Raw genomic sequence first — 21,517 nt, 5'->3', positions numbered from 1 at the left:
GCCGTTCTTCCAGTCTTCCATTTGTTCGCTAAATGCCCGAACAGGTGGAGACTGATCTATGAAGCGGTATTTGGCAAGCAAATTCTTTGGGGGGAACATGATTGGTTATCTTTGAACCGGTATCGTCAGAATTTTTTACGATTGTTTCAAGAAAATCATCGACTCAATCCCAAAATAGAACAGGCTAACCCTAATATATCGCGAATTTAAACGGATATGTCCTGGTATTTTCATCGATTGCGCGAAACTATGCATGCGCCACCGGCGGCGCGCAGCTTCGCACAAATGCTGTCGGCTTCTCCGCGGCTGTTGGCGCCGATGCGTACTGCATAGATGCCACGGCGTCCCATCGGCGTCCGTATCCGGCTGATAACGGGGTCGTGGCCTGCCAGCACGGCGCTGAACTGCTTGCGCAGGCGCACCCATTGATTGGCAGCGGCGCTGCGGCGGAAATTGCCAGCGACCTGAATGCCCCATGGCTTAGGTTTCACGCGCGACATCGGAATTGTGGCGCTGCGGATGATCGGCAGGCGCTTGCAGGCATCGACGAAGGCGAGCTTGGGATCGAGCGGGCGGTTCACGACCTCCTTGCCTGCCGCGAAATCGTCGGCAGGTGCGCCGGTAATGTCCAGCACGTAATTTTCAGTTTCGAGCGGCAGAAATCCGCCGGACCGCATCCAGCTGGAAACACGCCCGGCCCCTGCATTATAGGCGGCGGCTGCAAGGCCCCAATTGCCGAAAGCGCCTTTAAGGTCGCGCAGGAAACTCGCCGATGCGGGAATGGCCTGTTCTATGTCGAAAGGGTCGGCAAGCCCACGCTCCTTAGCAGTATAAGGCATGAACTGCGCAATGCCTTCAGCGCCGACAGGGCTGACCGCGTTGTGATCGAAACGGCTTTCTTTCCAGATGAGCCGGGCGAAGAAGTCGCGCGGGATGCCGTGGATGTCGGCATTGGCACCGATGAGCTGGCAGATGCGGCCAACGGTCGGGACTTTCTTCTCCGGCGGTAAAGGCGGCGCATAGACTGGCGGGTTTGGCTCGCTCGCTGCATAGGATGCAGCCACGCCGGAAGGCAGGCTGAAAAGCTGCGAAGCCAGGATAAATGCTATGCCGTGCCGATAACGTTTCATGCTGCCTGTTCCGCCCCTCAACTTCGGCCAAAGTAACCTATATGGGCGGGTTGTCGATATGATCTGCAAGGTTTTGCACTTTTACGAAAAGACTTGCTCTTATCGTAGGTTGCGCCATTTTAGTGACCGGGACAGATCGGATTTATCCGGACAAGGGAGAGGAAAATGCAGTTTCATCGATTCAGACAATTGGCTGTGCTTGCGGGCGCTCTGCTTCTCGCCGGTTGTGTTGCCGAAGGCGGCCCGGATTATGGTCCGCCGATTCGCCCTGGACCGTCGCAGCCGCAGATGTGCCCGATGATCTATGCTCCCGTCTGCGCCACGCGCGGTTCTTCGCGCAAGACCTTCGGCAATTCCTGTCAGGCAAGAGCTGAGGGCTATCGCGTCATCGCAAATGGCCAGTGCTCATCAAGACCGGGTCCGGGATGGGGCGGCGAAGGCGGCATGCGTCCGCCGCATCAGGGCAACAGACCGGGCAGGCCGGGCGCGGGTGCTTGCACGCGGGAATATATGCCTGTTTGCGCAAGACGCGGTAACGACAGGCGCACTTTCCCCAACCGTTGCGAAGCCGACCGTGCAGGCTATCGCATTATGAATGGCGGGCAGTGCCGCTGAGTATAGAAAATCGAATGGCCGTTCGTGATGTGTTGGAAGATCGGTAAGTATTCCAACACATAATCAACGATCTCGGTCACCGTCCCGGTCGGCCTGTCTTGCCGGGGCGGCGTTTCTTGCGCGCTGTTTCGGCAGGGTCCTCGTAAGACCCGATGCCTGCGCGCTCACGGCGGATTGCGGCATCGTCGCCGCCACTTGGCACTTCGGTCCGCTTGACCGTCATTTCATCGAGTGTGTTCTTGCGGAAGAGCGGTTTTGCCATGTCGGTGCCCGGTCCCATATCGTCAAGCGACGGCTTCTGGAACAAAGACGGCTTACCAAGCGGGCGCGTCGTATCGGCGCCCATTTCATCCAGTGCCGGTTTGCGGAAACGGGAATTGCCGGTGGGTTTGCCCTTGTTGCGGCCTGCGCCTGCATCGCCCGCCTCAAACTCGCGTGCCAGCGGGTCGTCGGCAATAGCCAGTTCCGTCTCACGCAGCCGCTTGATTTCGTCGCGCAGGCGCGCGGCCTTTTCGAAGTCGAGATCGGCAGCGGCGTCGCGCATCTGCTTTTCCAGATGCTCCAGATGGGCGGCAAGATTGTTGCCCATCATCGCGCCTTCTTCCGCAAAGCCCGAAATATCCGCGCGGACATGATCGCGCTCGTAAACCGAGCCAAGAATATCCGAGATATTCTTCTTCACCGAGGCAGGCGTGATGCCGTGCTCTTCATTATAGGCAACCTGCTTCTCACGGCGGCGGCTGGTTTCATCCATCGCGCGCTGCATCGAGCCGGTAATATTGTCGGCGTAGAGAATGACCTTGCCGTCAACGTTACGCGCTGCACGTCCAATGGTCTGAACCAGTGAGGTTTCCGAGCGCAGGAAGCCTTCCTTGTCGGCATCGAGAATGGCGACGAAGCCGCATTCCGGAATGTCGAGACCTTCGCGCAGGAGGTTGATACCAACCAGCACATCGAAGGCGCCGAGACGCAGATCGCGAATGATTTCGATACGCTCCAGCGTGTCGATATCGGAATGCATGTAGCGAACGCGCACGCCCTGTTCATGCAGATATTCCGTCAGGTCTTCGGCCATGCGCTTGGTCAGCACCGTGACCAATGTACGGTAACCCTTCTGTGCCGTTTCTCGAATTTCGCCGAGTACGTCATCGACCTGTGACTTGGCAGGGCGGATTTCGACGGGCGGATCGATCAGCCCGGTCGGGCGGATGACCTGTTCTGCGAACACGCCGCCAGCTTCTTCCATTTCCCAGCCGCCCGGCGTTGCCGAAACGGCAATGGTCTGCGGGCGCATGGCGTCCCATTCCTCGAAACGGAGCGGGCGATTGTCCATGCAGGATGGCAGACGGAAACCATATTCGGCAAGCGTTGCCTTGCGGCGGAAGTCGCCGCGATACATGCCGCCGATCTGCGGAACCGTGACGTGGCTTTCGTCGATGAAAACCAGCGCATTGTCCGGAATATATTCGAACAGCGTCGGCGGCGGCTCGCCGGGATTGCGGCCGGTCAGATAGCGCGAATAGTTTTCAATACCCGCACAGGAACCGGTTGCTTCCAGCATTTCGAGATCGAATGTCGTGCGCTGGTCGAGGCGCTGGGCTTCCAGCAGACGCCCGGCATTGTTCAGTTCGACAAGGCGATGCTTCAGCTCTTCCTTGATCGACTTGATCGCCTGATTGAGGGTCGGGCGTGGTGTCACATAGTGCGAATTCGCATAAATCTTGACCGATTTCAGATCGCCGGTCTTCTGGCCGGTGAGTGGGTCGAACTCGGTGATGGTCTCGATCTCATCGCCGAAAAGCGAAATGCGCCAGGCGCGATCTTCCAAGTGAGCCGGGAACAATTCGATCGTGTCGCCGCGCACGCGGAACGAGCCGCGCACGAAATTGATGTCTTGCCGCTTGTATTGCTGGGCCACGAGATCGGCGAGCAGCTGGCGCTGATCGAGCCGGTCCCCGATCTTCATTTCGAAGGTCATGGCCGTATAGGTTTCGACCGATCCGATACCGTAGATGCACGATACGGAAGCGACGATAATCACATCGTCGCGTTCGAGCAGCGCGCGGGTGGCCGAGTGGCGCATCCGGTCGATCTGTTCGTTGATGGACGATTCCTTCTCGATATAAGTGTCCGAGCGCGGCACATAGGCTTCCGGCTGGTAATAATCGTAGTAGGAAACGAAATATTCGACGGCGTTGTTCGGAAAGAAGCTCTTGAACTCGCCGTAGAGCTGTGCGGCCAAGGTCTTGTTCGGCGCCAGGATCAGGGCAGGGCGCTGCGTCCGCTGGATGACCTGCGCCATGGTGAAGGTCTTGCCCGAACCGGTGACACCGAGCAGGACCTGCGTGCGGTCGTCGTTGTCCAGCCCTTCCAGCAAATCGCGAATAGCCGTTGGTTGGTCGCCAGAGGGTTCGAAACTGGTTTCCATCTCGATGGCGATGCCGCCTTCGGATTTATCCGGACGTGCCGGGCGGTGAGGCGTCCAGAGTTCGCCGTTCTTGAACAGCGGATTGCCGGAAGCAATCAGGTCCGACAGGGCCTGAACTGTTGCGGTTGCACCGGACGGGTTCAGTCCGGCAGCGTCTTCCAGACTGATGTCGAGACCGGCAACCGGATTGAGGCCAGCCGCCGCCCGCTCCTTGGCGGATGCAGCTCCGCCCATGGACGTACCGCGCCCGCTGCGCGACGCTTCCTTGCTGCGCTCGGGAATTTTCTTGGGTTGTTTTGGGTTTTTCGCGCGTGGTTTCGCAGCCTCGTCGCCGATTTCCTTCGCCCAATCAGCAATGGGGCCGGCGATGGAGCCGGAAAGGGGCGCACCGGAAAGTTCGGCTTGTGGTGCTTCACCGAAGCCGCCAGCCTTGTCGTGCGAATCCTGGGAGTGTTTGTCTTTTGAGGAAGCCATGCCCTCAATATGGATTTTCAGCGTCCAAATGAAAAGAGTGCGGAGGCGAAATCCTCCGCACCCTTACTCTATCTGGCGATGCTCCTGACAGAAGGTTGTCAGGAGGTGTGGTTCCAGAGGCGGCTTTACAGCCTGCCGCCGGGACGCATGCGAGGGCCGGGGCCAAAACCATGCCCGAAGCCGGGGCCAAAACCGGGATGATAGCCCGGATGATCGTTCCAGCCGGGACGGTCCGTCCAGTGTGGGCGTGCTGGTCCCCTGTTCGACTGGCAATTACGCCCGATGCAGCCATTATAGACATTGCCGCCACCGTTCCAGCCGCGATAAGGACCTGGACCCCAGCCGGGGCCCCAGTAGGGGCCGCTGTTGGCCGCCAGTGCCGAACCGATGGCGATGCCTGCGATGAGCGGTATGCCAACCGCTGCGGCGGTCGATCCGAAATTGTCGTTCGTCGTGTAGCCGTTGCCTGTCTGAATGGCGATGTAGCTCGATGCAGCCCAGCCGGTCATGCCGCCATAGGTCACCTGACACCAGCCATAGCCGCTGGTGCAGCCAGCCACCGTAATACCGACGCCATTCGGGATCGCCCCGATGGTTCCGTACTGGGTGCCCGGGCCGACGCGAAGATTAATTGTCGATGTTACAATTGCCGATGATGCATAAGCATTCGTTGAAACAAGAAGTGCTAATGTAACTATGGAGGACTTAACCGATAGTTTCATATATCATTCCTCTAATATACTTTCTTTAATTACTTATAACATGAAGATTATTATTTACGTGCATCACGATTTTTCGATTTCAATTCATGATTAATGAATATCGACCTCTTGAAATCGGCTTTCACACTAACGGTTTAAGCGCTTCATGCGGTACTTTTCTTCGTGGCGGGCTTGTCTCATATTAAAGGGCGACTCTCTCAAGCACTTAAGGACCGACTTCGATGAATACTGATAATGCGCCGAAGGGCATGCTGACATTGCGCGTTCCGGCCATGCCCAAGGATGCGAATGCGGCGTTCGATATTTTCGGCGGCTGGGTGATGGCGCAGATGGACTCCGCATCCGGCATTCGTGCTGCAGAACGCGCCAAGGGCCGCGTGGTGACGGCAGCGGTTCGTGAAATGTCCTTTGCCAAGCCGGTGAAGATCGGTGACGCGCTCTGCGTCTATACCGAGATTACGCGGGTTGGGCGCAGCTCGATCACGCTGCGGGTGGAAGCCTGGGCACAGCGTTACCTGACCCAGCAGATGGATCTCGTGACCCATGGCGAATTCGTCATGGTTTCTCTGGATGAAAATGGCAAGCCGACGCCGGTGCCGCCGGAGGAATAAAGCATCGTCAAGCCCGGCATTGTGCCGGGCTTATTTAGAGCGGTTCCGGTTAAAACCGGTGGTTGGAACCGCTCTATCTATTTGTTTTCACGCATTATCCTACGCAAAACCGCTTCGCACTTTTACTGGAAATGCTCTATTTGCAGGCGCGATAGCCGCTGCGGCGCTGCATCAGGTCGAAATGGAAGTGATCGGCATGTTCCGGGTTATAGCCGGGGCCGAGAACTGTCGAGAAATAGCCGCATGCATCGGAGCGAACGCTGTTGAGCAGGCCCTTTTCGCGGAAGGCGAAGAAGCCCGGCTTGCGCACCATGATGTTCTTGCCGTTGTTCAGCACGATCTTGGTGACATCGATGGCGTTGCCGCGTGAATGTTCCGACATTTTCGCGCCGCGACGGCTGTTCATGGTGCGGCAGGAATAGCCCCCGGCATTATAGATCGTGCTCACGCCGGACAGATAGCGCATCCGCGAGGCAGGTTGCAGGTCGCCCTTGATCCAGCGGGCAAAGGCCTCGGTCACCTGACAGTTCAGTGTTGCCGCCGGTTTGAACGCGATGGCGCCGCTGTTGAAGCCGGACACCTCGATGGGATTTGCGATCTGGCAGGAACTGCTGCGATAGATCGGCGGCTTTTCCTTGAAGACGACGCCGAGCCGTTTTAGGCGCGTGCGGCAGGCGGTTTCCGCATTGGACATCGTATAGATGTTTTCGGCAGCTGTTACCGGATTTTGAATCGGGGCTGAGAAGCCATAGTCGCCGGAATATTGCGGCTGGCTCTGCTGCGTGGATTGCGTGACGTGGTTCTCTTCCTCCTCGGCAAGCCCGACGATGCGTTCTTGCTGTGGCTCCTGCATGACGGGTGCGTCTACAACCGGGGCAGCATTTGCAATCGGTGCATCGGGAACCATCACGTCGGAATTGCCGACACTGGCCTGCGGGCGCGGGGCGCTTTCACCGGAACAACCGGCGATGATAGCCAGCAAGGCGAGGGACAAGGATGGGGCCAGACCTCGCAACCGGGAGCGCTGGCGGCTGACTGGAGCGGTGGCGGACAACGCAGAACTCATGTCCATACCTTTTCTTCAGGAGACCAGACCGATGGCGTTCCACGAATATTAGCTTGGAAGCGTAAAGGAAGAGTCAGCGCTCGCGTTAAGTGCTGTGGCGTAATCAGGGCAGCGGCCAGAGCATAATTTGGCTGGTGTGAAACGCGCTCCAGCGCGCAGGATTGGCAAAATGCCGCCTTTGTTCTATCACCATGCAGCGGTTTCGGGCCATGCCGCCGACAACATCCTCCCGGTCCCTGAAGTCATTTCCATGTCAGCACTGATTTCGCCAAGCGTCCTGCCGATCCTGCTTCTCATCGGCTCGAACGTTTTCATGACATTCGCCTGGTACGGGCATCTGAAATTCACCAGCACGCCACTCGTTACCGTCATTTTCATCAGCTGGGGCATCGCTCTGATCGAATATTGCCTCGCGGTTCCGGCCAACCGCATCGGGCACGAGGTCTATTCAGCGGCGCAGCTGAAGACCATTCAGGAAGTCATCACGCTGGTGATCTTCAGCCTGTTCTCGGTGTTCTATCTCAAGGAAGCCTTCACCTGGCATCATCTGCTGGGCTTTGCGCTCATAGCGGGTGGGGCAGCTCTTATTTTCAAGGGGTAGAGGCTGTTCCAAAAGTCGTCCTGTGTGGCTGCAAATGGCAATTATCTGCGTGCCGACGCTCATGTAGCTTTCTCTGGTGCATAGTCTTATCCGAAAAGTCTGCAACTTTTCTGGACCATGCTCAAAAGTACACTACGCTCCGGTACTCGAAAATCACCATTTTGATTCAGGCTCTGACGCACTTTACTCGGCAGGTTCAGGAACAAGAGCCGACTTGCGTTTCCAGAACATGGGAATGAGTTCCACCGCCATCATGGCGGCGAAGATCAGTCCGCAGCCGATAAAGCCTATGAAGGTCACCCGCTCGCCGAGGAAGAGCGCGCCGAACAGGGCCGCAAAAAGCGCTTCCGACGACAGGAAGATCGCGGCCTGTGCGGAAGTCGTATAGCGCTGTCCTATGGCCTGCAAGGTGAAGGCAATGCCGGACGAGAAGACGCCGGTGAAAAGAATTTCCTTCCAGGTGAGTGCGATGGCCGTCCAGTTGAAGTCTTCGATCATGGAGGCGATAGCAAGGCCTGCGAAGGCGCTGGTTGCGAACTGGATGCAGCTCAGTGTTATCGGCCGTCCTGCACGGTTTGCCCTGCTGATCAGGACCACCTGCAAGGCCCAGAAGACCGCGCCGCAAATGACCAGCCAGTCACCTTGCTTGAGCGCAGTCAACGTTCCGCCGGAAAGCAGGAATATGCCTGCCAGACATGCCGCCGCACTCGGCCAGACGACAGGATGCGGCCAAGTGCGGAACAGGACGACGCCAAGCACTGGCACCATGACGACATAGAGCCCGGTCAGAAAACCGGCATTGGTGACGGATGTGGTGATGAGCCCGATCTGCTGGAGAACAAGCCCGGTGAACAGGCTCAGTCCGATGAACATGAAGAAGAGATAGTTCGAGCGGCTCAGGCTGGTCCTTGCCCGACGGCCCTCGGCTACGGCCCATGGCAGGACAGTAAGGGCGGCGATTGCCGAGCGGATACCGATGAACAGAAACGGGCCGATACTGGCCATTGCCGTCGATTGGGCGACGAAACCCATGCCCCAGATGACGCCTGCCAGAAGCAGCAGCATATTGGCCTGTACGCGCGTCATCATTACCTCGGTTCGGGATATGTCATTGCAGAAAGAGAAACCGGACGCTTTTCAGCCTTTCCCGGTCGTCATGCTATAGGCAATATTATGGGCAGGCGGCAAGGGAACTTCCGATTCTGCGACATTCATGCATAGTCTGATTATAATTAGAGCGATTTCTTACCGACGGAGTGTTTTATGCTCTCTTTAAATCGTCAATCCGCTGTTGTGGCATCGATTGCCACAACGATGCTGTTTCTGGCGGGTGGGGAATCGCAGGCTGCTTTCAAGAAGGTTCGCGACACGCTGGTTCTGTGCGATTTCGCGCAAAACTGCACTTTGACCCTTACGCCGGTCGCAAGCGATGGCGCGCCGGGGCTTGGCATCTTTCGCAGCAGCCAGTCAGGCTCGAAGCCGCTACTCCGGCTTTCCTATGTCGATCCATCACAGAAAACTGGCAAGTTGGAGATTTCCATCGACGGTCAAACACTGCTCGATGTCGATGTCTCGGCTTTGAAGGCGCAGGACGATCAGCTGGATTATACGGGCGATGTGGTCAAGGCGCTCGACGGGATGAAGAACGGTCAGAGACTGCAACTGAAATTTGCCGGAAAGACCTCGACCTATTCGCTTTCGGGCCTTGTCGGCGGGCTGATCTATGTGGACGAACAGCAATCGCGCGACGGAACTGTCGAGGCATTGCAGGTCAAGGGCAGCAAACCGGCGCCTGTTCCGCCACAGCTCAAGCTGATCGAAACGGTCGAGCAGATACCGGCTGACATCCGCAAGGATTTTTCCGACGAGGCGGCGGTCTGTGGCGGGGCAAGCCCCGGCACGTTCCGCAATGCAGGCGGTTTCGAGACGAAGATTGCCGATGGCCTCGATCTTATCGGCCTGCCATGCGGATCGCCGGGCGCCTACAATCAGCCTTATGCCTTCTACAGCCGCTACGAAAACAAGACTGTGCCGATCTCGCTACCGACCATTTCCGACGATGGCCCGACTGTGACCGACACGGCATGGAACATCGACTGGACCCAGAAAACCTTGACGCTGGCGGCCTTCTTCAAGGGGAGAGGGCTTGGAGATTGCGGCATTTACGATGTCTGGAAAGCTACTGACAGCGGCGAGGGCCGGGTGCGTTTCGTTCTGGTGCAGGAACGTTCAAAAGGCGATTGCGATGGCAATTATGCCGGAGGCCCGGAGAAGTGGCCCGCGAGCTGGCCGGTTAACGCGCAATAGGTGCCGCTTAAGGGCACAGTTGACAGAGATATATTTTTCCGCGTGAAATGGTTGATGGAAATGCTATAGTTCTGTGAACGGCTATTCGAACGGTTCCGAGGCGGATGTTTCGGTGACCGTTTTCTTTTTGTGTGTCGGAGGCTGGTTGGCCTTCGAAAAGCGCCTCGCACTATCCAAGCATTGCGCGAGGTGAGGCGGGCAAATCAAGATGCCGGTGCGTGCAGGACCTCGGGGAGAGGTGAGTACCGGACGAAGGAAAGGACTGGGTATGGAAAAGTTCCCTATGACCCCTGGCGGTTTCGAAAAGCTCAAGGAAGAGCTGCGCTGGCGTCAGCAATCGGAGCGCCCTCGGATTATTGAGGCGATCGCCGAAGCACGTGCGCATGGCGATCTGTCGGAAAACGCCGAATATCATGCTGCGAAAGAAGCCCAGAGCCTGAATGAAGGTCGTATCAACGAACTGGAAGATCTGGTCGCGCGCGCCGAGATTATCGATGTCTCGAAGCTGTCGGGTGACCGCATCAAGTTCGGTGCCACCGTCACCATGATTGACGAGGATACGGATGAAGAGAAGGTCTACCAGATCGTTGGCGATCAGGAAGCCGATGTGAAGGAAGGCCGCATCTCCATTTCATCGCCGATTGCGCGTGCGCTGATCGGCAAGGGCGAAGGCGATACGATTGAAGTCAACGCACCGGGCGGTTCGCGTTCCTACGAAATCGTCGGTTTGAAGTTCGTCTGATTTCCGTGTCCGTGCATAAGCCAGATTCCGGACCGGTTCGGGTTCAGGACGTCGAGGTAGTGGCGCCGAATTTCAAGCGCCGCCTCTCCGGTGTCACATCGACAATCGTTCAGCTGATCCCCTTGCAGCGCGCAAAGGGGCTGAACATTGCGACGATGGGGCCGGGCCTGCCGGATACGCTTCCGCATCTGGGACGGAGCGCTCTTTGGTCCTTCTGGTCAAAGCCAGCGACGAAACCGTTCCGCATCTGGCATGCGCGGCGCAATATTGAAATGCTCGCCGGTATTTTCATGCGCGATGTGCTGCGCATGAAACTGAGGCTGATCTTTACCTCAGCTGCACAGCGAGACCACAAGCCGTTTACCAAATGGCTCATCCGCCGCATGAATGCGGTGATTGCAACGAGTGGTCGCTCGGGAAGCTTTCTCGAAGTCCCGCATCAGGTCATCATGCATGGCGTGGACTTGGAGCGTTTCCATCCTCCTGTCGGCGATGAGGACAGTTTCGCGGCGTCGGGCCTGCCCGGAAAATATGCGGTCGGTTGTTTCGGTCGCGTGCGTTCCTCCAAGGGAACAGACCTTTTCGTCGATGCGATGATTGCGCTGTTGCCGCAATATCCGGACTGGACGGCCATCATCACCGGACGCACGACTGCAGAACACCAGTCTTTCGAGGATGCGCTGAAGGCGAAGATCGCCGCTGCCGGTTTGCAGGACCGTATCCTCATTCTGGGGGAAGTGCCGGATATCCGCGTCTGGTATCGCCGCCTGACGCTTTATGTTGCGCCTTCGCGCAATGAAGGTTTTGGGCTGACACCGCTGGAAGCCATGGCGTCGCAAACGGCAGTCGTTGCCAGCGATGCGGGTGCCTATGCGGAAATGATCGTGGAAGGCACCGGAACATCGGTTGCGGCCGGTGACGGAGATGCCCTGCGCAAGGCTATCGAACCTTATCTGGCAGATCCGGCACTGGCGGAACGCGATGGCGAGAATGCTCTCAGGCATGTTCGCGCGACTTTCCCGCTCGAAAAGGAAGCAGCTGCCATCAGCGCTGTCTACGAGCGCGTATTCGCCGGGAAGTAACAAGTAATGACAGGGCGCTGCGATGCTGACGCATCACGCCCTGAAAATGCTCAATTGCCGCACGGGCTTAACCAGGTCTTGATAAGGCAAGCTCATCCAGACCCGGTATAATTCCCGGCGCAAACCGTCGAAATATCAGAGAATCATCAGCGGTTCGTCCTTGACCGGACGAATGGTCAGTGCGGTGCGCACGGAATCCACATTGGGAGCGGCGGTCAGTTCCTCGATCACGAAGGTCTGGAACGTGTTGAGATCGCGCGCGACGCAATGGAGCAGGAAATCGGACTCGCCCGAAACCATCCAGGCGCGGCGTACCAGAGGCCACTGCTTGGATTTCTCGGCAAAAGCCTTGAGGTCGGCATCGGCCTGGCGATGGAGGCCAACCGAACAGAAAGCAACCAAATCCTGTCCAAGGGAATTGCCATTCAGAATGGCCCGATAGCCCCGGATAACGCCGCTTTCTTCCAGCTTGCGCACACGGCGCAGGCAGGGCGGAGCCGAAATACCGACGCGTTCGGCCAGCTCGACATTGGTGATGCGCCCGTTATTCTGGAGCTCCCGAAGGATTTTCCAATCGATTTCATCCAGATCGGCCTTGATCGGCATGCGTAACTCCGCGCGCAAGGAAATTTCATTCCGGGGTAATTATAGAACATTCGTCGCCATTGTGGCGCAATCTAATCCTGCTCATATCAAATGAAACGGGCGGATGTAAACTGCCTAACGTTCTGTCAACGCACCCAAAAAGTGCGAGTGAACAGGATATACACGGTAACGAGCTCCAGACGCCCTGCCAGCATCAGGAAGGAAAGGACCCACAATGCCGGGTCGTGAATGGTGGAAAAGTTGCCGACGGGGCCAATGGTGTCGCCAAAGCCGGGGCCGATATTGGAGAGCGCGGTCAGTGCGCCAGTGAAGGCCGACACGAAGTCGAGGCCCAGTGAGGCAAGCAGCACCGCGCCTATAATCAGCGAGGCGCAGTAGAGGAACAGGTAGAGAAGCACGTTCTGTGCGATTTCGCCGGAAACTTCCGAGCTGCCGTAGCGGATCTTGATGACAGCATGCGGCATGATGAGCCGGGCAAGATTGGCGCGCGTCAGGCTCCAAAGGATGATGAGGCGGTTCATCTTGATGCCGCCCGACGTCGAACCGGCGCAGCCACCCAGAAATGAAGCGAGAAAGAAAATTCCAATCGCGGGTGGTCCCCACAGGAAATAGTCTTCCGTGGCATAGCCTGTTGTCGTCATGACCGAGACAAAATGAAAAGAGGCCGAGATCAGCGCGTCGCCGAAAGGCACATCGGACCCAAGTCGCAGAACCACCGCGAGTGCAAAGCTGAAGCTGATTGCGATCGTGAAGAACAGTTTCACCTGCGGGTCGACAAGCGATTCCATGCGGCGTGGCATGAAGGCCTTGATATAGAGCACGAAGGGCAGGGCCGAGAGGGCCATGAAGATCGTGGACACGACCAGGAGCGGGCGGTTTCCCTGATAGAAGCCGATGGAGCTGTCGTGAGTGGAAAAGCCTGCTGTCGCAATCGTCGTGAAGCCGTGGTTGATGGCGTCGAACATGCTCATGCCGACGGCAAAATAAGCAATGATGCAGGCGGCGGTCAGGCTGAGATAGGCCAGCACGATGCCGAGCGCGATCTGGTTCATGCGCGGGAGAATTTTTTCCGACTTGTCGGAATTCTCCATATGGAAGAGCGCCAACCCGCCCGCCCGCAGGGACGGCAGCATCAGCAGAGCCAAGCCGATAAAGCCGATACCCCCGATCCAGCAGAGAAGCGAGCGCCACAGGAGAATGCCACGCTGCATGTTGTCGAGCCCGGTCAGCGCGGTCGCGCCGGTTGACGTGACGCCCGACATGGCCTCGAAGAAGGCCGTCGCATAGCTGATCGGCAAATGCGAGAAATAAAGCGGTATCGAACCCAGAAAACTCGCTGTCAGCCAGAGGCACGCCGTCAGCAGAAAGCCAAGGCGCGGGGTGAAGCGCATCGTCTGGTTCTGGGTGGCCAGCAGAATCAAGGCAGAGAGCGCGCCGGTTGCCGCAGCTGAACGCACGAAGATCAGCCAGTCGTCACTTCCGTCGCGCAGGTCGATTGCTGCAGGCAGAAGCATGGCTACCGCCATGAGGAGGCCGAAACGCGCACAGATATTGGCGACTGTCTTATAAATGGCGGACGGCTCCGAGGTTAGGCAAATTTTCCCTTGTTTAGCGTGAGATCGATCCACCCGCAATGCGCTGGCTGTCAAAGGCTTTGCTTAAAGGTCACAAGCTGTGGCTAAAGCACAGCAAATCCCTGTGGAACCTTGCAAACATTGAGGGGCAGACCTACCTTGGCCATAATGTCGGGGCATTGGCCAAACAGGCGCGAAAGCGATTCTGGTGAGCCGGAACCCGTCGCTTTAAATCGATTTTAGAGTACCCCCCAAAGTGTGGAACATTTTGGACAAGGTACATGTGAAAACAAACATGTGGAGCGCTGATCTGGATCAATCAGATCAAAACGTTCCGGGACCGGAGAGAACTTCATGTCACAGCGTCACGCGCCAGTCATAGTCATCGGCTCAGGTCCTGCTGGTTATACCGCTGCGATTTATGCTGCTCGCGCCATGCTGAAACCACTCATCATTGCCGGTCTCCAGCAGGGTGGTCAGCTGATGATCACCACCGATGTGGAAAATTATCCGGGCTACGCCGATCCGGTGCAGGGGCCATGGGTGATGGAACAGATGGCAAAGCAAGCGGAAAATGTCGGCTCCGAAATCGTCCATGACATTATTACCGAGGTTGAAACCGCGGTGCGCCCTTTCCGCCTGAAGGGTGATTCCGGCACGATCTATACCTGCGATGCTTTGATCATCGCGACGGGTGCGCAGGCCAAGTGGCTTGGCCTCGACAGCGAGCAGACCTTCATGGGCGGTGGCGTTTCTGCTTGCGCGACCTGTGACGGTTTCTTCTATCGCGGCAAGGATGTGGTCGTTGTCGGCGGTGGCAATACCGCTGTTGAGGAAGCGCTTTATCTTTCCCATATCGCCAAGAGCGTGACGGTCGTGCATCGCCGCGATGGCTTCCGTGCAGAGAAGATCATGCAGGATCGCCTGCTTTCGCGCCAGAACGTCTCGGTGGTCTGGAACAGTGTGATCGACGAAATCCTTGGCACCGAGGCAAAGCCGCCGATGGGCGCAACTGTGACCGGCGTACGCCTCAAGAACGTGGTGACGGGCGAGACGCAGGAACTCGACACGCACGGTGTTTTTGTCGCTATCGGCCACGCACCTGCGGTTTCTTTGTTCGAGGGCAAGCTCAAGCAGAAGCCGAACGGCTATCTGTGGACTGCACCCGATTCGACGGCCACCGACGTTCCGGGCATTTTTGCTGCGGGCGACGTCACGGACGATATTTATCGGCAGGCTGTGACTGCCGCCGGTTTGGGTTGCATGGCTGCTCTGGAAGCTGAGCGCTGGCTTGCCGCACAGGAACCGCTGCACGAAGCTGCGGAGTAAAGCATTTCCAAGCCAGAAGTGTGAGGCGGTTTTGCGTAAGGTGAATGCGGTGAAAACAATGAGAGGGGATAATCGTGGTCGCTCCGCTCGACTGGGATAAACTGCGCATTTTTCATGCTGCGGCTGAGGCTGGGTCGTTCACCCACGCAGCCCAGACATTGCATCTGTCGCAATCGGCTATCTCGCGTCAGGTGAGCGCGCTGGAGCAGGATGTCGGCGTCCCGCTGTTTCATCGTCATGCACGCGGTCTGATCCTGACCGAGCAGGGCGAAACGCTTTATCGCACTGCACATGACGTGCTGATGAAGCTTGAGAATGTTCGCTCGAAGCTTGCCGAGAGCAAGGAAAAGCCGACGGGTCGTCTTCGCGTGACGACGACTGTTGGTCTTGGCTCCGGCTGGCTGATCGAGCGGATTCAGGAATTCGTCGAGCTTTATCCCGATATCCAGCTGCAGCTGATCCTCGACAATGAGGAACTGGACCTGACGATGCGTCATGCGGATTGTGCCATCCGGTTGCGGCAGCCGCAGCAGCCAGACCTGATCCAGCGCCGGCTGTTCACAGTGCATATGCATGTCTATGCGTCGGCTGGTTATGTTTCGAAATATGGCAAGTTGAATTCGATCGATGAGATTGATCAGCATCGTGTCGTGACTTTCGGTGAACCGGCGCCAAGCTATCTGACAGGCCTGAACTGGCTGGAGATTGCTGGACGTGCCGATGGCAGTACGCGCATTCCCGCGTTGCAGGTGAACAATCTGCTGTCGATCCGTCGCGCTGTGCAGCGTGGCGTCGGCATCGCCGTTCTGCCCGATTATATGGCCGACAAGGAATCCGGTCTGGTGCAACTTCTGCCGGAACTGGAAGAAATACCGTCCTTCGATACTTTCTTCTGCTATCCGGAAGCCTTGAAGAACTCCGCGAAACTGCACGCTTTCCGCGACTTCCTGTTCTCGAAGGCCCGCAACTGGACCTATTGATCGTATCTTACTGTTCATAGAAAAGGCCGCGCTGATCGCCAGCGCGGCCTTTTTGCTTATGGCGATGGCTGGTTATTTGCGTGGCAGCAGGCGCTGCACTTCCTTGGATGCATCGGCAAGGGCGTCTTCCGGCGTGGCGGATTGCTCGACGACGCGCGAAAGATTGTCCACGATGGTTTGTGTCACCTTCACGCCGTTCGAACCCGGGAAGGCATACCACGGGATCATCAGTGACATCTGGCTGAGACCGGCCTTGAACAGCGGATTTTCCGCGTAGAATTTGCCGAGATATTCGTCGGACTTTGCAGCCAGTTCGTTGTTCGGCACATAGCCGGTGCCGGGAACGACGACGGAAGCGCCGTAAGGGCCGGCAGCGAACTTGGCGAATTTCCATGCCGCATCCTGCTTGGCCTGATCTTCGGTCAGGATGACGACTGCGTTGCCACCGGTTGGCAGGTGACCCTTTTCAGCATTGATAAGAGGAATTTTGGCAGTGCGCAGATCGAACTTGTCGCCGACATTCTTGATCGTGTTGCGCAGCGCGCCAGTCGTCTGGAACGAGAAGCCGACTTTGCCAGCCGCGAAAGCCTGCTCACCCGCTGCCTTGGTCAGAACCGGCATGCCGCCTTCCTTCACCATGCGGTCGACCAGCTTGAAGGCTTCGAGCCCTTCCGGTCCATCGAAGGCGACCTTCTTCTCGTCTTCGGTCAGCATGGTGCCGCCTGCGCCGAACAGAAGCGCCGAGAACATCCAGTCGTCACCCTGCCAGCGGAAATCAATGCCTTCATTGCCGTTGCCAAGCGCCTTGATCTTGCCGCCGAGCTCGATCACTTCGTCCCAGGTGGTTGGAGGCGTGTCGGGATTGCCGCCTGCAGCCTTCAGGAGATCAGCATTGTAATACATGATCGGGTTGGAGGTCGCGAAAGCAAGACCAACTTGACGGTCGCCAACGCGGGCGAGGCTCAGCAGGTGATCAGTGAAGCCCTGTGCTTCCATGTCGGTTTCTTTTTCGACCAGCGGCTTCATGTCGACGCCGATATTGCGCTCGGCCAATACGCGCAGGCGGTTCAACCCGGTGAAGGTGATATCCGGCATTTCCGACGTTCCGGCCTGACGCATGATCGTCTGGATTCCTTCTTCGTAGGTTGCCGAGGGGCTGACGAAGTTGATCTTGATGTCCGGATTTTCTGCCATGAACTTTCCAGAGATGTCAGCCATGACATCCTTGAAAAAGCCTGGCATCGGATAGTGCACATTCAGCGTCGTTTCGGCAAAGGCGGGCGAGCCGAGACCTGTTGCCATTGCCAGAGCGGCGAGTGCACTGGAAAAGCGTTTCATGTTTGAACTCCTGTGGAGGATGGGAGGGAAGAATTCAGCCCTTGAGGCCGGTGAGGGTGATGCCTTCGATGAAGCGGCGTTGGGCGGCAAGAAAAGCAAGCAGCAGCGGCAGCGTGATGATGAGGGTTGCCGCCATCAACGCCCCATAATCGTCGCCTGCTTCCGCAGCGCGGAAATAGAGGAGGCCCAATGGTGGTGTGGCGCGCTCCATGCCGTTGATAACGATCAGCGGCCAGAACAGATCGTTCCAGTGCGCAACCACCGAGAAGATCGAGAAGGCGGTGATGGCGGGCCAGGCATTGGGTACAATCACCCGCATGACGATGCCCGCCTCTGACATGCCGTCGAGACGCGCGGCGCTGATGAGATCATCCGGCATGGCGCGGAAGAACTGCAGAAACAGGAATATGCCGAAGACCGAGATGAAGAACGGAGCACTGAGAGCAAAATAGCTGTTGAGCACGCCGAGCTGATTGAAGCCGACATAGAAGGGCAATGCGGTGGCATGGATCGGCACGAGCAGGCCGAGCATGACCATCATCATCATAGTACGCTGGCCGCGGAAATTGAGCTTTGCCATGGCATAGGCGCAGGGAATGGCGACCACGACCTGAATGACCAGAATGAGCGCGCAGACGACTATGCCGTTGAACAGCAAAAGCCCCATCGGCACACGGCTGAATGCCTTGGCAAGATTATCCAGGAGTGCCCAGTTGTGCGGGATCAGCGACAGGGAGGACGAGAAAATATCCTGCTGCGATTTTGCTGCCGTCGACAGCATGAAGATATAGGGCGCGAGAAAAAGCAGGGCACCCAGTGAAAGAATGCCAAGACGGAAAGAACGAGCCAATGTCATCCGGGTTTCCTCAGTAATGGGTGCGACGGTCCAGCACGCGGAACTGCAACATCATCAGGATCACCAGAACCGCGAGAAAGATCACCGTCATTGCCGAGGCATAACCAACGCGCAGATAGACGAAGCCTTCCTGATAGATGGTCCAGAGCAGGACTTCCGATGCCTTGTTCGGGCCGCCTTCGGTCAGCGTCTTGACCGTCTCGAACACCTTTACGGCATTGATGATGCTGATCGTCGTGACGAATAGCGTGGTTGGGCCGAGCAGGGGCCATGTGACCAGCCGGAAGCGCTCCCAGCTGTTTTTCACGCCGTCGACTTCAGCGGCCGAATAGAGTTCTCGCGGGATGGCCGTGAGACCGGCCAGAAACAGCACCATGTTGAAGCCGACGCTCTGCCAGATGCCGATCAATGCGAGGCTGAACAGCACCGTCTCGCTGGAGCCTAGCCAGTTTGGACCGGCGATGCCGATCATGCCCAGCATGGCGTTGACGGGGCCGAGTGTCGGATGCAGCAGATATTGCCAGACGGTTGCCATCGCCACGAGGAGCGATGCGACCGGCAGAAAATAGACGGTGCGGAAGAAGGATTTGCCGCGAACTTCGCCTTCGATGAGGAGGGCCACGCCGAGGCCGAGAAAGACGGAAGCTGGTGCCACGATCACGGTATAGATGGCGGTGTTCTTCAGCGAGACCAGAAACGTCCGGTCGCTGAAGAGTTCGGCGTAGTTTTCCAGTCCGATGAATTCGAAACCGTCATAGCCAAGCTCGAAATTGGTCAGGCTCCAGAAAATGACGGCGGCTGTCGGCAGGAGGATCAGCAGCCCCGTCAGAATGATGGCCGGAGCTGCCAGTTTCCAGGCCAGCCGTTCTTCGCGGCGGCGGGCTTCATCAGCCGCCGTGCGCGCGCTGGTGGCCGCAGGGCCGGATAGCGTAAAATCAGACATGAGCGGCAGCCTTTGCCGGCGATGCAGGTTTGACGATGTTCCCGGCGGGCTGGCGCAGGCGCAAACCATCTTCTCCGAAGAGGTGGGCGTGGCTGGCATCGAAATGCAGGCCCACCGGCAGGCCGACGACAATGTCACGGGCTTGTTCGGGTGTGAGCTTCACAGTGAAATCTTGTGAGGCGCCGGGAGCCTTGAGATAGACCAGTACTTCCGAGCCGAGAAATTCGATCCGCGATACCGTGCCCGCAATGCCTGTCTTGTCATGAGGCTTGAGCTGAAAATGCTCAGGACGAATGCCGATGCGGATATTGGTACCGGAATGGGCGGCGACGTCCTGCAGGATGGGGCGACCGGCAAAATGCACCATGCCGTTGTCGCTGACCAATGCTTCCAGAATATTGATGCGCGGCGTGCCGATGAACTGTGCGACCTCGATATGGCGCGGATCGTTATAGATTGCGGTTGGCGTGTCGATCTGCAGCAGTTTTCCGCCCATCATCACTGCAACGCGGTCGGCCATGCTGAGCGCTTCGGCCTGGTCGTGGGTCACATAGATAGTCGGGACACCGGCGCGGCGATGCAATTCGACGATTTCCGCACGGGTGTGAACACGCAGATTGGCATCGAGGTTCGACAATGGTTCATCCATCAGGAATGCACCGGGCTGGCGGACGAGCGCACGGGCAAGGGCCACGCGCTGGCGCTGGCCGCCGGACATCTGGCCCGGCTTGCGGTCGAGCAGATGGTCGATCTTGAGGCTTGTTGCGGTTGCCCTGACCTGCTTCTGGATGGCGGCGCGCTTCCTGCGCTGGCCGGGAATGAAAGCGCCGATCATTGGCAGGCGTTCCACAGCGGTCAGATCACGCATTGCAAGCGGCACCGCGATGTTCTGCGCTGTCGTCAGATGAGGGTAGAGCGCGTAGGACTGGAACACCATGGCGATGTTGCGGTCGGCAGGGTGGGCGCCAGTTATGTTACGCCCTGCCAACTCCACGCTTCCTTCATCCGCATGGTCGAGACCGGCCAGAATGCGCAGTAAGGTGCTCTTTCCGCAGCCCGACGGGCCGACGAGGGCGATGAATTCGCCTTCTGCTGCTTCGATGGAAATGCCATCGAGAATGCGATTGCCTCCGTAGGATTTGCCGATGTCGCGAAGGACGAGCGTGCTCACTGGCTTGCCTCCTCAACGACTTTCTCGCCGTCGCCAGCGTGGTGTGGATAGACTTCATGCACCACGTCATCGATGACATAGGGCGTCAGCTCATCGATGCGGACGATGCTGCTTGTGGCGACTTCATCGAGATCGTGAATGGCGGCTCCGAGGATACGTTCGCCGGGGAGATCGCGTTCCATCGGCCCGACGATGAAGGCTGCGGCAGGCGCCCAGACATAATTCGTGCCGAAGGCGTCGCCCGACCATGCACGATGCAGGTGGCCGCTGGCATGAAGCTGAACATTATACTGAGCGAAGAGATCATAAAGACGTTGGCGCGGGGCAGGGCGAATGCCCCAGTAGCCGCTGTCGCCTTCATCCGGATCGTCCACGAAGAGCGGCTTGTGGGCGAAGACGGCGACGGGCTTGCCATCGCTGTTCTTCAATTCGTCTTCGAGCCACTGGAACTGTTCTGCTTCTTCGGCTTCACCGGAACCGATGACGAGACTGTTGAGGCCGATGATGCGCCAGTTGCCGAAATTTTCCGCCCAGCGGTCCGGACCGATATGACGACGCCAGCGCATCAGGCGCTGCGGATTGACCGGCTGGTGGCTCTCGGGAAGATGGCCGATATCGTGGTTGCCCGGAAGACTGAGAACACGCGCCGGAAGCTCGTTCAGGCAGGTGCGGCAGAACAGAAGATCAGCCTCTACGTCTGCGCCATCGACGGTCAGGTCACCGGTGTGAATGACGAGATCGGGCTTTTGCTGATCGATCCAGGCAACGAGCGGTTCCCAGTTGCGATTGAAGTGCGGCTTGATGGGGCTGAGGTGGGTATCTGTAATCTGAACGATCCGCACGGCTACGATCCTTCTCGGGTCTGTCTATTGTCGCAGCACTTTTCGCGCGCTGCACATCCGCCAGGCGCGTTATGCGCGGCGTCTTGCCGGGGCTTTTAGG

General features: G+C 57.8%; 20 protein-coding genes. 8 read left to right on the top strand and 12 right to left on the bottom strand.

Annotation, left to right across the window (positions count from 1 at the left end; all coding sequences use genetic code 11):
* Nucleotides 1-230: 230 nt before the first annotated feature.
* Nucleotides 231-1,130 (bottom strand): lytic transglycosylase domain-containing protein, encoded by a 900-nt coding sequence (locus KWJ32_RS13660; protein ID WP_012091676.1) that lies wholly within the window; start codon nucleotides 1,128-1,130, stop codon nucleotides 231-233.
* 165 nt (nucleotides 1,131-1,295) lie between these two features.
* Here KWJ32_RS13660 and KWJ32_RS13655 point away from each other — a divergent pair, with 165 nt between their 5' ends.
* Nucleotides 1,296-1,745: a Kazal-type serine protease inhibitor domain-containing protein gene (locus tag KWJ32_RS13655; RefSeq protein ID WP_012091677.1), complete on the top strand. Its 450-nt coding sequence runs from the start codon at nucleotides 1,296-1,298 to the stop codon at nucleotides 1,743-1,745.
* A gap of 76 nt (nucleotides 1,746-1,821) precedes the next feature.
* Here KWJ32_RS13655 and uvrB read toward each other — a convergent pair whose 3' ends face one another.
* Both uvrB and KWJ32_RS13645 read right to left on the bottom strand, forming a co-directional pair.
* On the bottom strand, nucleotides 1,822-4,647 hold the full coding sequence (gene uvrB, locus KWJ32_RS13650) for an excinuclease ABC subunit UvrB (protein WP_012091678.1): 2,826 nt from the start codon (nucleotides 4,645-4,647) through the stop codon (nucleotides 1,822-1,824).
* A 125-nt stretch (nucleotides 4,648-4,772) separates the two neighbouring features.
* On the bottom strand, nucleotides 4,773-5,369 hold the full coding sequence (locus KWJ32_RS13645) for an SH3 domain-containing protein (protein ID WP_010659641.1): 597 nt from the start codon (nucleotides 5,367-5,369) through the stop codon (nucleotides 4,773-4,775).
* Nucleotides 5,370-5,590: 221 nt separating this feature from the next.
* Between KWJ32_RS13645 and KWJ32_RS13640 the strand changes: the two genes are divergently transcribed.
* On the top strand, nucleotides 5,591-5,980 hold the full coding sequence (locus KWJ32_RS13640; RefSeq protein ID WP_010659642.1) for an acyl-CoA thioesterase: 390 nt from the start codon (nucleotides 5,591-5,593) through the stop codon (nucleotides 5,978-5,980).
* 136 nt (nucleotides 5,981-6,116) lie between these two features.
* Here the strand turns inward: KWJ32_RS13640 and KWJ32_RS13635 are convergent, their stop codons facing one another.
* Nucleotides 6,117-7,046: an extensin family protein gene (locus KWJ32_RS13635; RefSeq protein ID WP_125300067.1), complete on the bottom strand. Its 930-nt coding sequence runs from the start codon at nucleotides 7,044-7,046 to the stop codon at nucleotides 6,117-6,119.
* Between the two features lie 250 nt (nucleotides 7,047-7,296).
* On the opposite strand from KWJ32_RS13635, the gene KWJ32_RS13630 reads away from it, so the two are divergent.
* On the top strand, nucleotides 7,297-7,647 hold the full coding sequence (locus KWJ32_RS13630) for a DMT family protein (protein WP_040130092.1): 351 nt from the start codon (nucleotides 7,297-7,299) through the stop codon (nucleotides 7,645-7,647).
* A gap of 183 nt (nucleotides 7,648-7,830) precedes the next feature.
* Here the strand turns inward: KWJ32_RS13630 and KWJ32_RS13625 are convergent, their stop codons facing one another.
* Nucleotides 7,831-8,733, bottom strand: a complete 903-nt coding sequence (locus KWJ32_RS13625; protein WP_012091682.1) for a DMT family transporter — start codon at nucleotides 8,731-8,733, stop codon at nucleotides 7,831-7,833.
* 177 nt (nucleotides 8,734-8,910) lie between these two features.
* Here KWJ32_RS13625 and KWJ32_RS13620 point away from each other — a divergent pair, with 177 nt between their 5' ends.
* The 3 genes from KWJ32_RS13620 (at nucleotide 8,911) to KWJ32_RS13610 (ending at nucleotide 11,778) form a co-directional block, all read left to right on the top strand.
* The gene (locus tag KWJ32_RS13620; protein ID WP_151610223.1) at nucleotides 8,911-9,954 is read left to right on the top strand and encodes a DUF1176 domain-containing protein; all 1,044 of its coding nucleotides are present in this window, start codon (nucleotides 8,911-8,913) and stop codon (nucleotides 9,952-9,954) included.
* A 268-nt stretch (nucleotides 9,955-10,222) separates the two neighbouring features.
* Complete coding sequence (gene greA, locus KWJ32_RS13615) at nucleotides 10,223-10,696, top strand: transcription elongation factor GreA (protein WP_012091684.1); 474 nt, start codon at nucleotides 10,223-10,225, stop codon at nucleotides 10,694-10,696.
* An 11-nt stretch (nucleotides 10,697-10,707) separates the two neighbouring features.
* Nucleotides 10,708-11,778 (top strand): glycosyltransferase family 4 protein, encoded by a 1,071-nt coding sequence (locus KWJ32_RS13610; protein WP_040130094.1) that lies wholly within the window; start codon nucleotides 10,708-10,710, stop codon nucleotides 11,776-11,778.
* Nucleotides 11,779-11,913: 135 nt separating this feature from the next.
* Here KWJ32_RS13610 and KWJ32_RS13605 read toward each other — a convergent pair whose 3' ends face one another.
* Both KWJ32_RS13605 and KWJ32_RS13600 read right to left on the bottom strand, forming a co-directional pair.
* Complete coding sequence (locus tag KWJ32_RS13605) at nucleotides 11,914-12,384, bottom strand: Lrp/AsnC family transcriptional regulator (protein ID WP_010659649.1); 471 nt, start codon at nucleotides 12,382-12,384, stop codon at nucleotides 11,914-11,916.
* Nucleotides 12,385-12,509: 125 nt separating this feature from the next.
* Nucleotides 12,510-13,910, bottom strand: a complete 1,401-nt coding sequence (locus tag KWJ32_RS13600) for a TrkH family potassium uptake protein (RefSeq protein ID WP_029376059.1) — start codon at nucleotides 13,908-13,910, stop codon at nucleotides 12,510-12,512.
* A gap of 402 nt (nucleotides 13,911-14,312) precedes the next feature.
* Between KWJ32_RS13600 and trxB the strand changes: the two genes are divergently transcribed.
* Nucleotides 14,313-15,287, top strand: coding sequence for a thioredoxin-disulfide reductase (gene trxB, locus KWJ32_RS13595; RefSeq protein WP_151610222.1), 975 nt, complete (start codon nucleotides 14,313-14,315; stop codon nucleotides 15,285-15,287).
* Between the two features lie 74 nt (nucleotides 15,288-15,361).
* Nucleotides 15,362-16,267, top strand: a complete 906-nt coding sequence (locus KWJ32_RS13590) for a LysR family transcriptional regulator (RefSeq protein WP_010659652.1) — start codon at nucleotides 15,362-15,364, stop codon at nucleotides 16,265-16,267.
* Nucleotides 16,268-16,339: 72 nt separating this feature from the next.
* On the opposite strand, the gene KWJ32_RS13585 is transcribed toward KWJ32_RS13590, so the two are convergent.
* Genes KWJ32_RS13585 through KWJ32_RS13565 form a run of 5 tightly spaced genes read right to left on the bottom strand, consistent with a single transcriptional unit; the run spans nucleotide 16,340 to nucleotide 21,417 of the window.
* Nucleotides 16,340-17,605: an ABC transporter substrate-binding protein gene (locus KWJ32_RS13585; RefSeq protein ID WP_012091688.1), complete on the bottom strand. Its 1,266-nt coding sequence runs from the start codon at nucleotides 17,603-17,605 to the stop codon at nucleotides 16,340-16,342.
* Between the two features lie 34 nt (nucleotides 17,606-17,639).
* A complete protein-coding gene (locus tag KWJ32_RS13580) occupies nucleotides 17,640-18,461 on the bottom strand; it encodes a carbohydrate ABC transporter permease (protein WP_012091689.1) in 822 nt (273 codons plus the stop codon).
* A 10-nt stretch (nucleotides 18,462-18,471) separates the two neighbouring features.
* The gene (locus tag KWJ32_RS13575; protein ID WP_012091690.1) at nucleotides 18,472-19,404 is read right to left on the bottom strand and encodes a sugar ABC transporter permease; all 933 of its coding nucleotides are present in this window, start codon (nucleotides 19,402-19,404) and stop codon (nucleotides 18,472-18,474) included.
* Nucleotides 19,397-20,575 carry an ABC transporter ATP-binding protein gene (locus tag KWJ32_RS13570; RefSeq protein WP_012091691.1) on the bottom strand — a complete coding sequence of 393 codons (1,179 nt, stop codon included), beginning with the start codon at nucleotides 20,573-20,575 and terminating at the stop codon, nucleotides 19,397-19,399. Before KWJ32_RS13570 ends, KWJ32_RS13575 begins: the two co-directional genes overlap by 8 nt.
* Nucleotides 20,572-21,417 carry a metallophosphoesterase gene (locus KWJ32_RS13565; RefSeq protein ID WP_012091692.1) on the bottom strand — a complete coding sequence of 282 codons (846 nt, stop codon included), beginning with the start codon at nucleotides 21,415-21,417 and terminating at the stop codon, nucleotides 20,572-20,574. The genes KWJ32_RS13570 and KWJ32_RS13565 overlap by 4 nt, the downstream gene beginning before the upstream one ends.
* Between the last annotated feature and the right edge of the window lie 100 nt (nucleotides 21,418-21,517).

Source organism: Ochrobactrum sp. BTU2, from assembly GCF_024539785.1.
In the GTDB taxonomy this organism is placed as follows: domain Bacteria; phylum Pseudomonadota; class Alphaproteobacteria; order Rhizobiales; family Rhizobiaceae; genus Brucella; species Brucella anthropi.
This window is presented reverse-complemented; position numbering and strand designations above follow the sequence as displayed.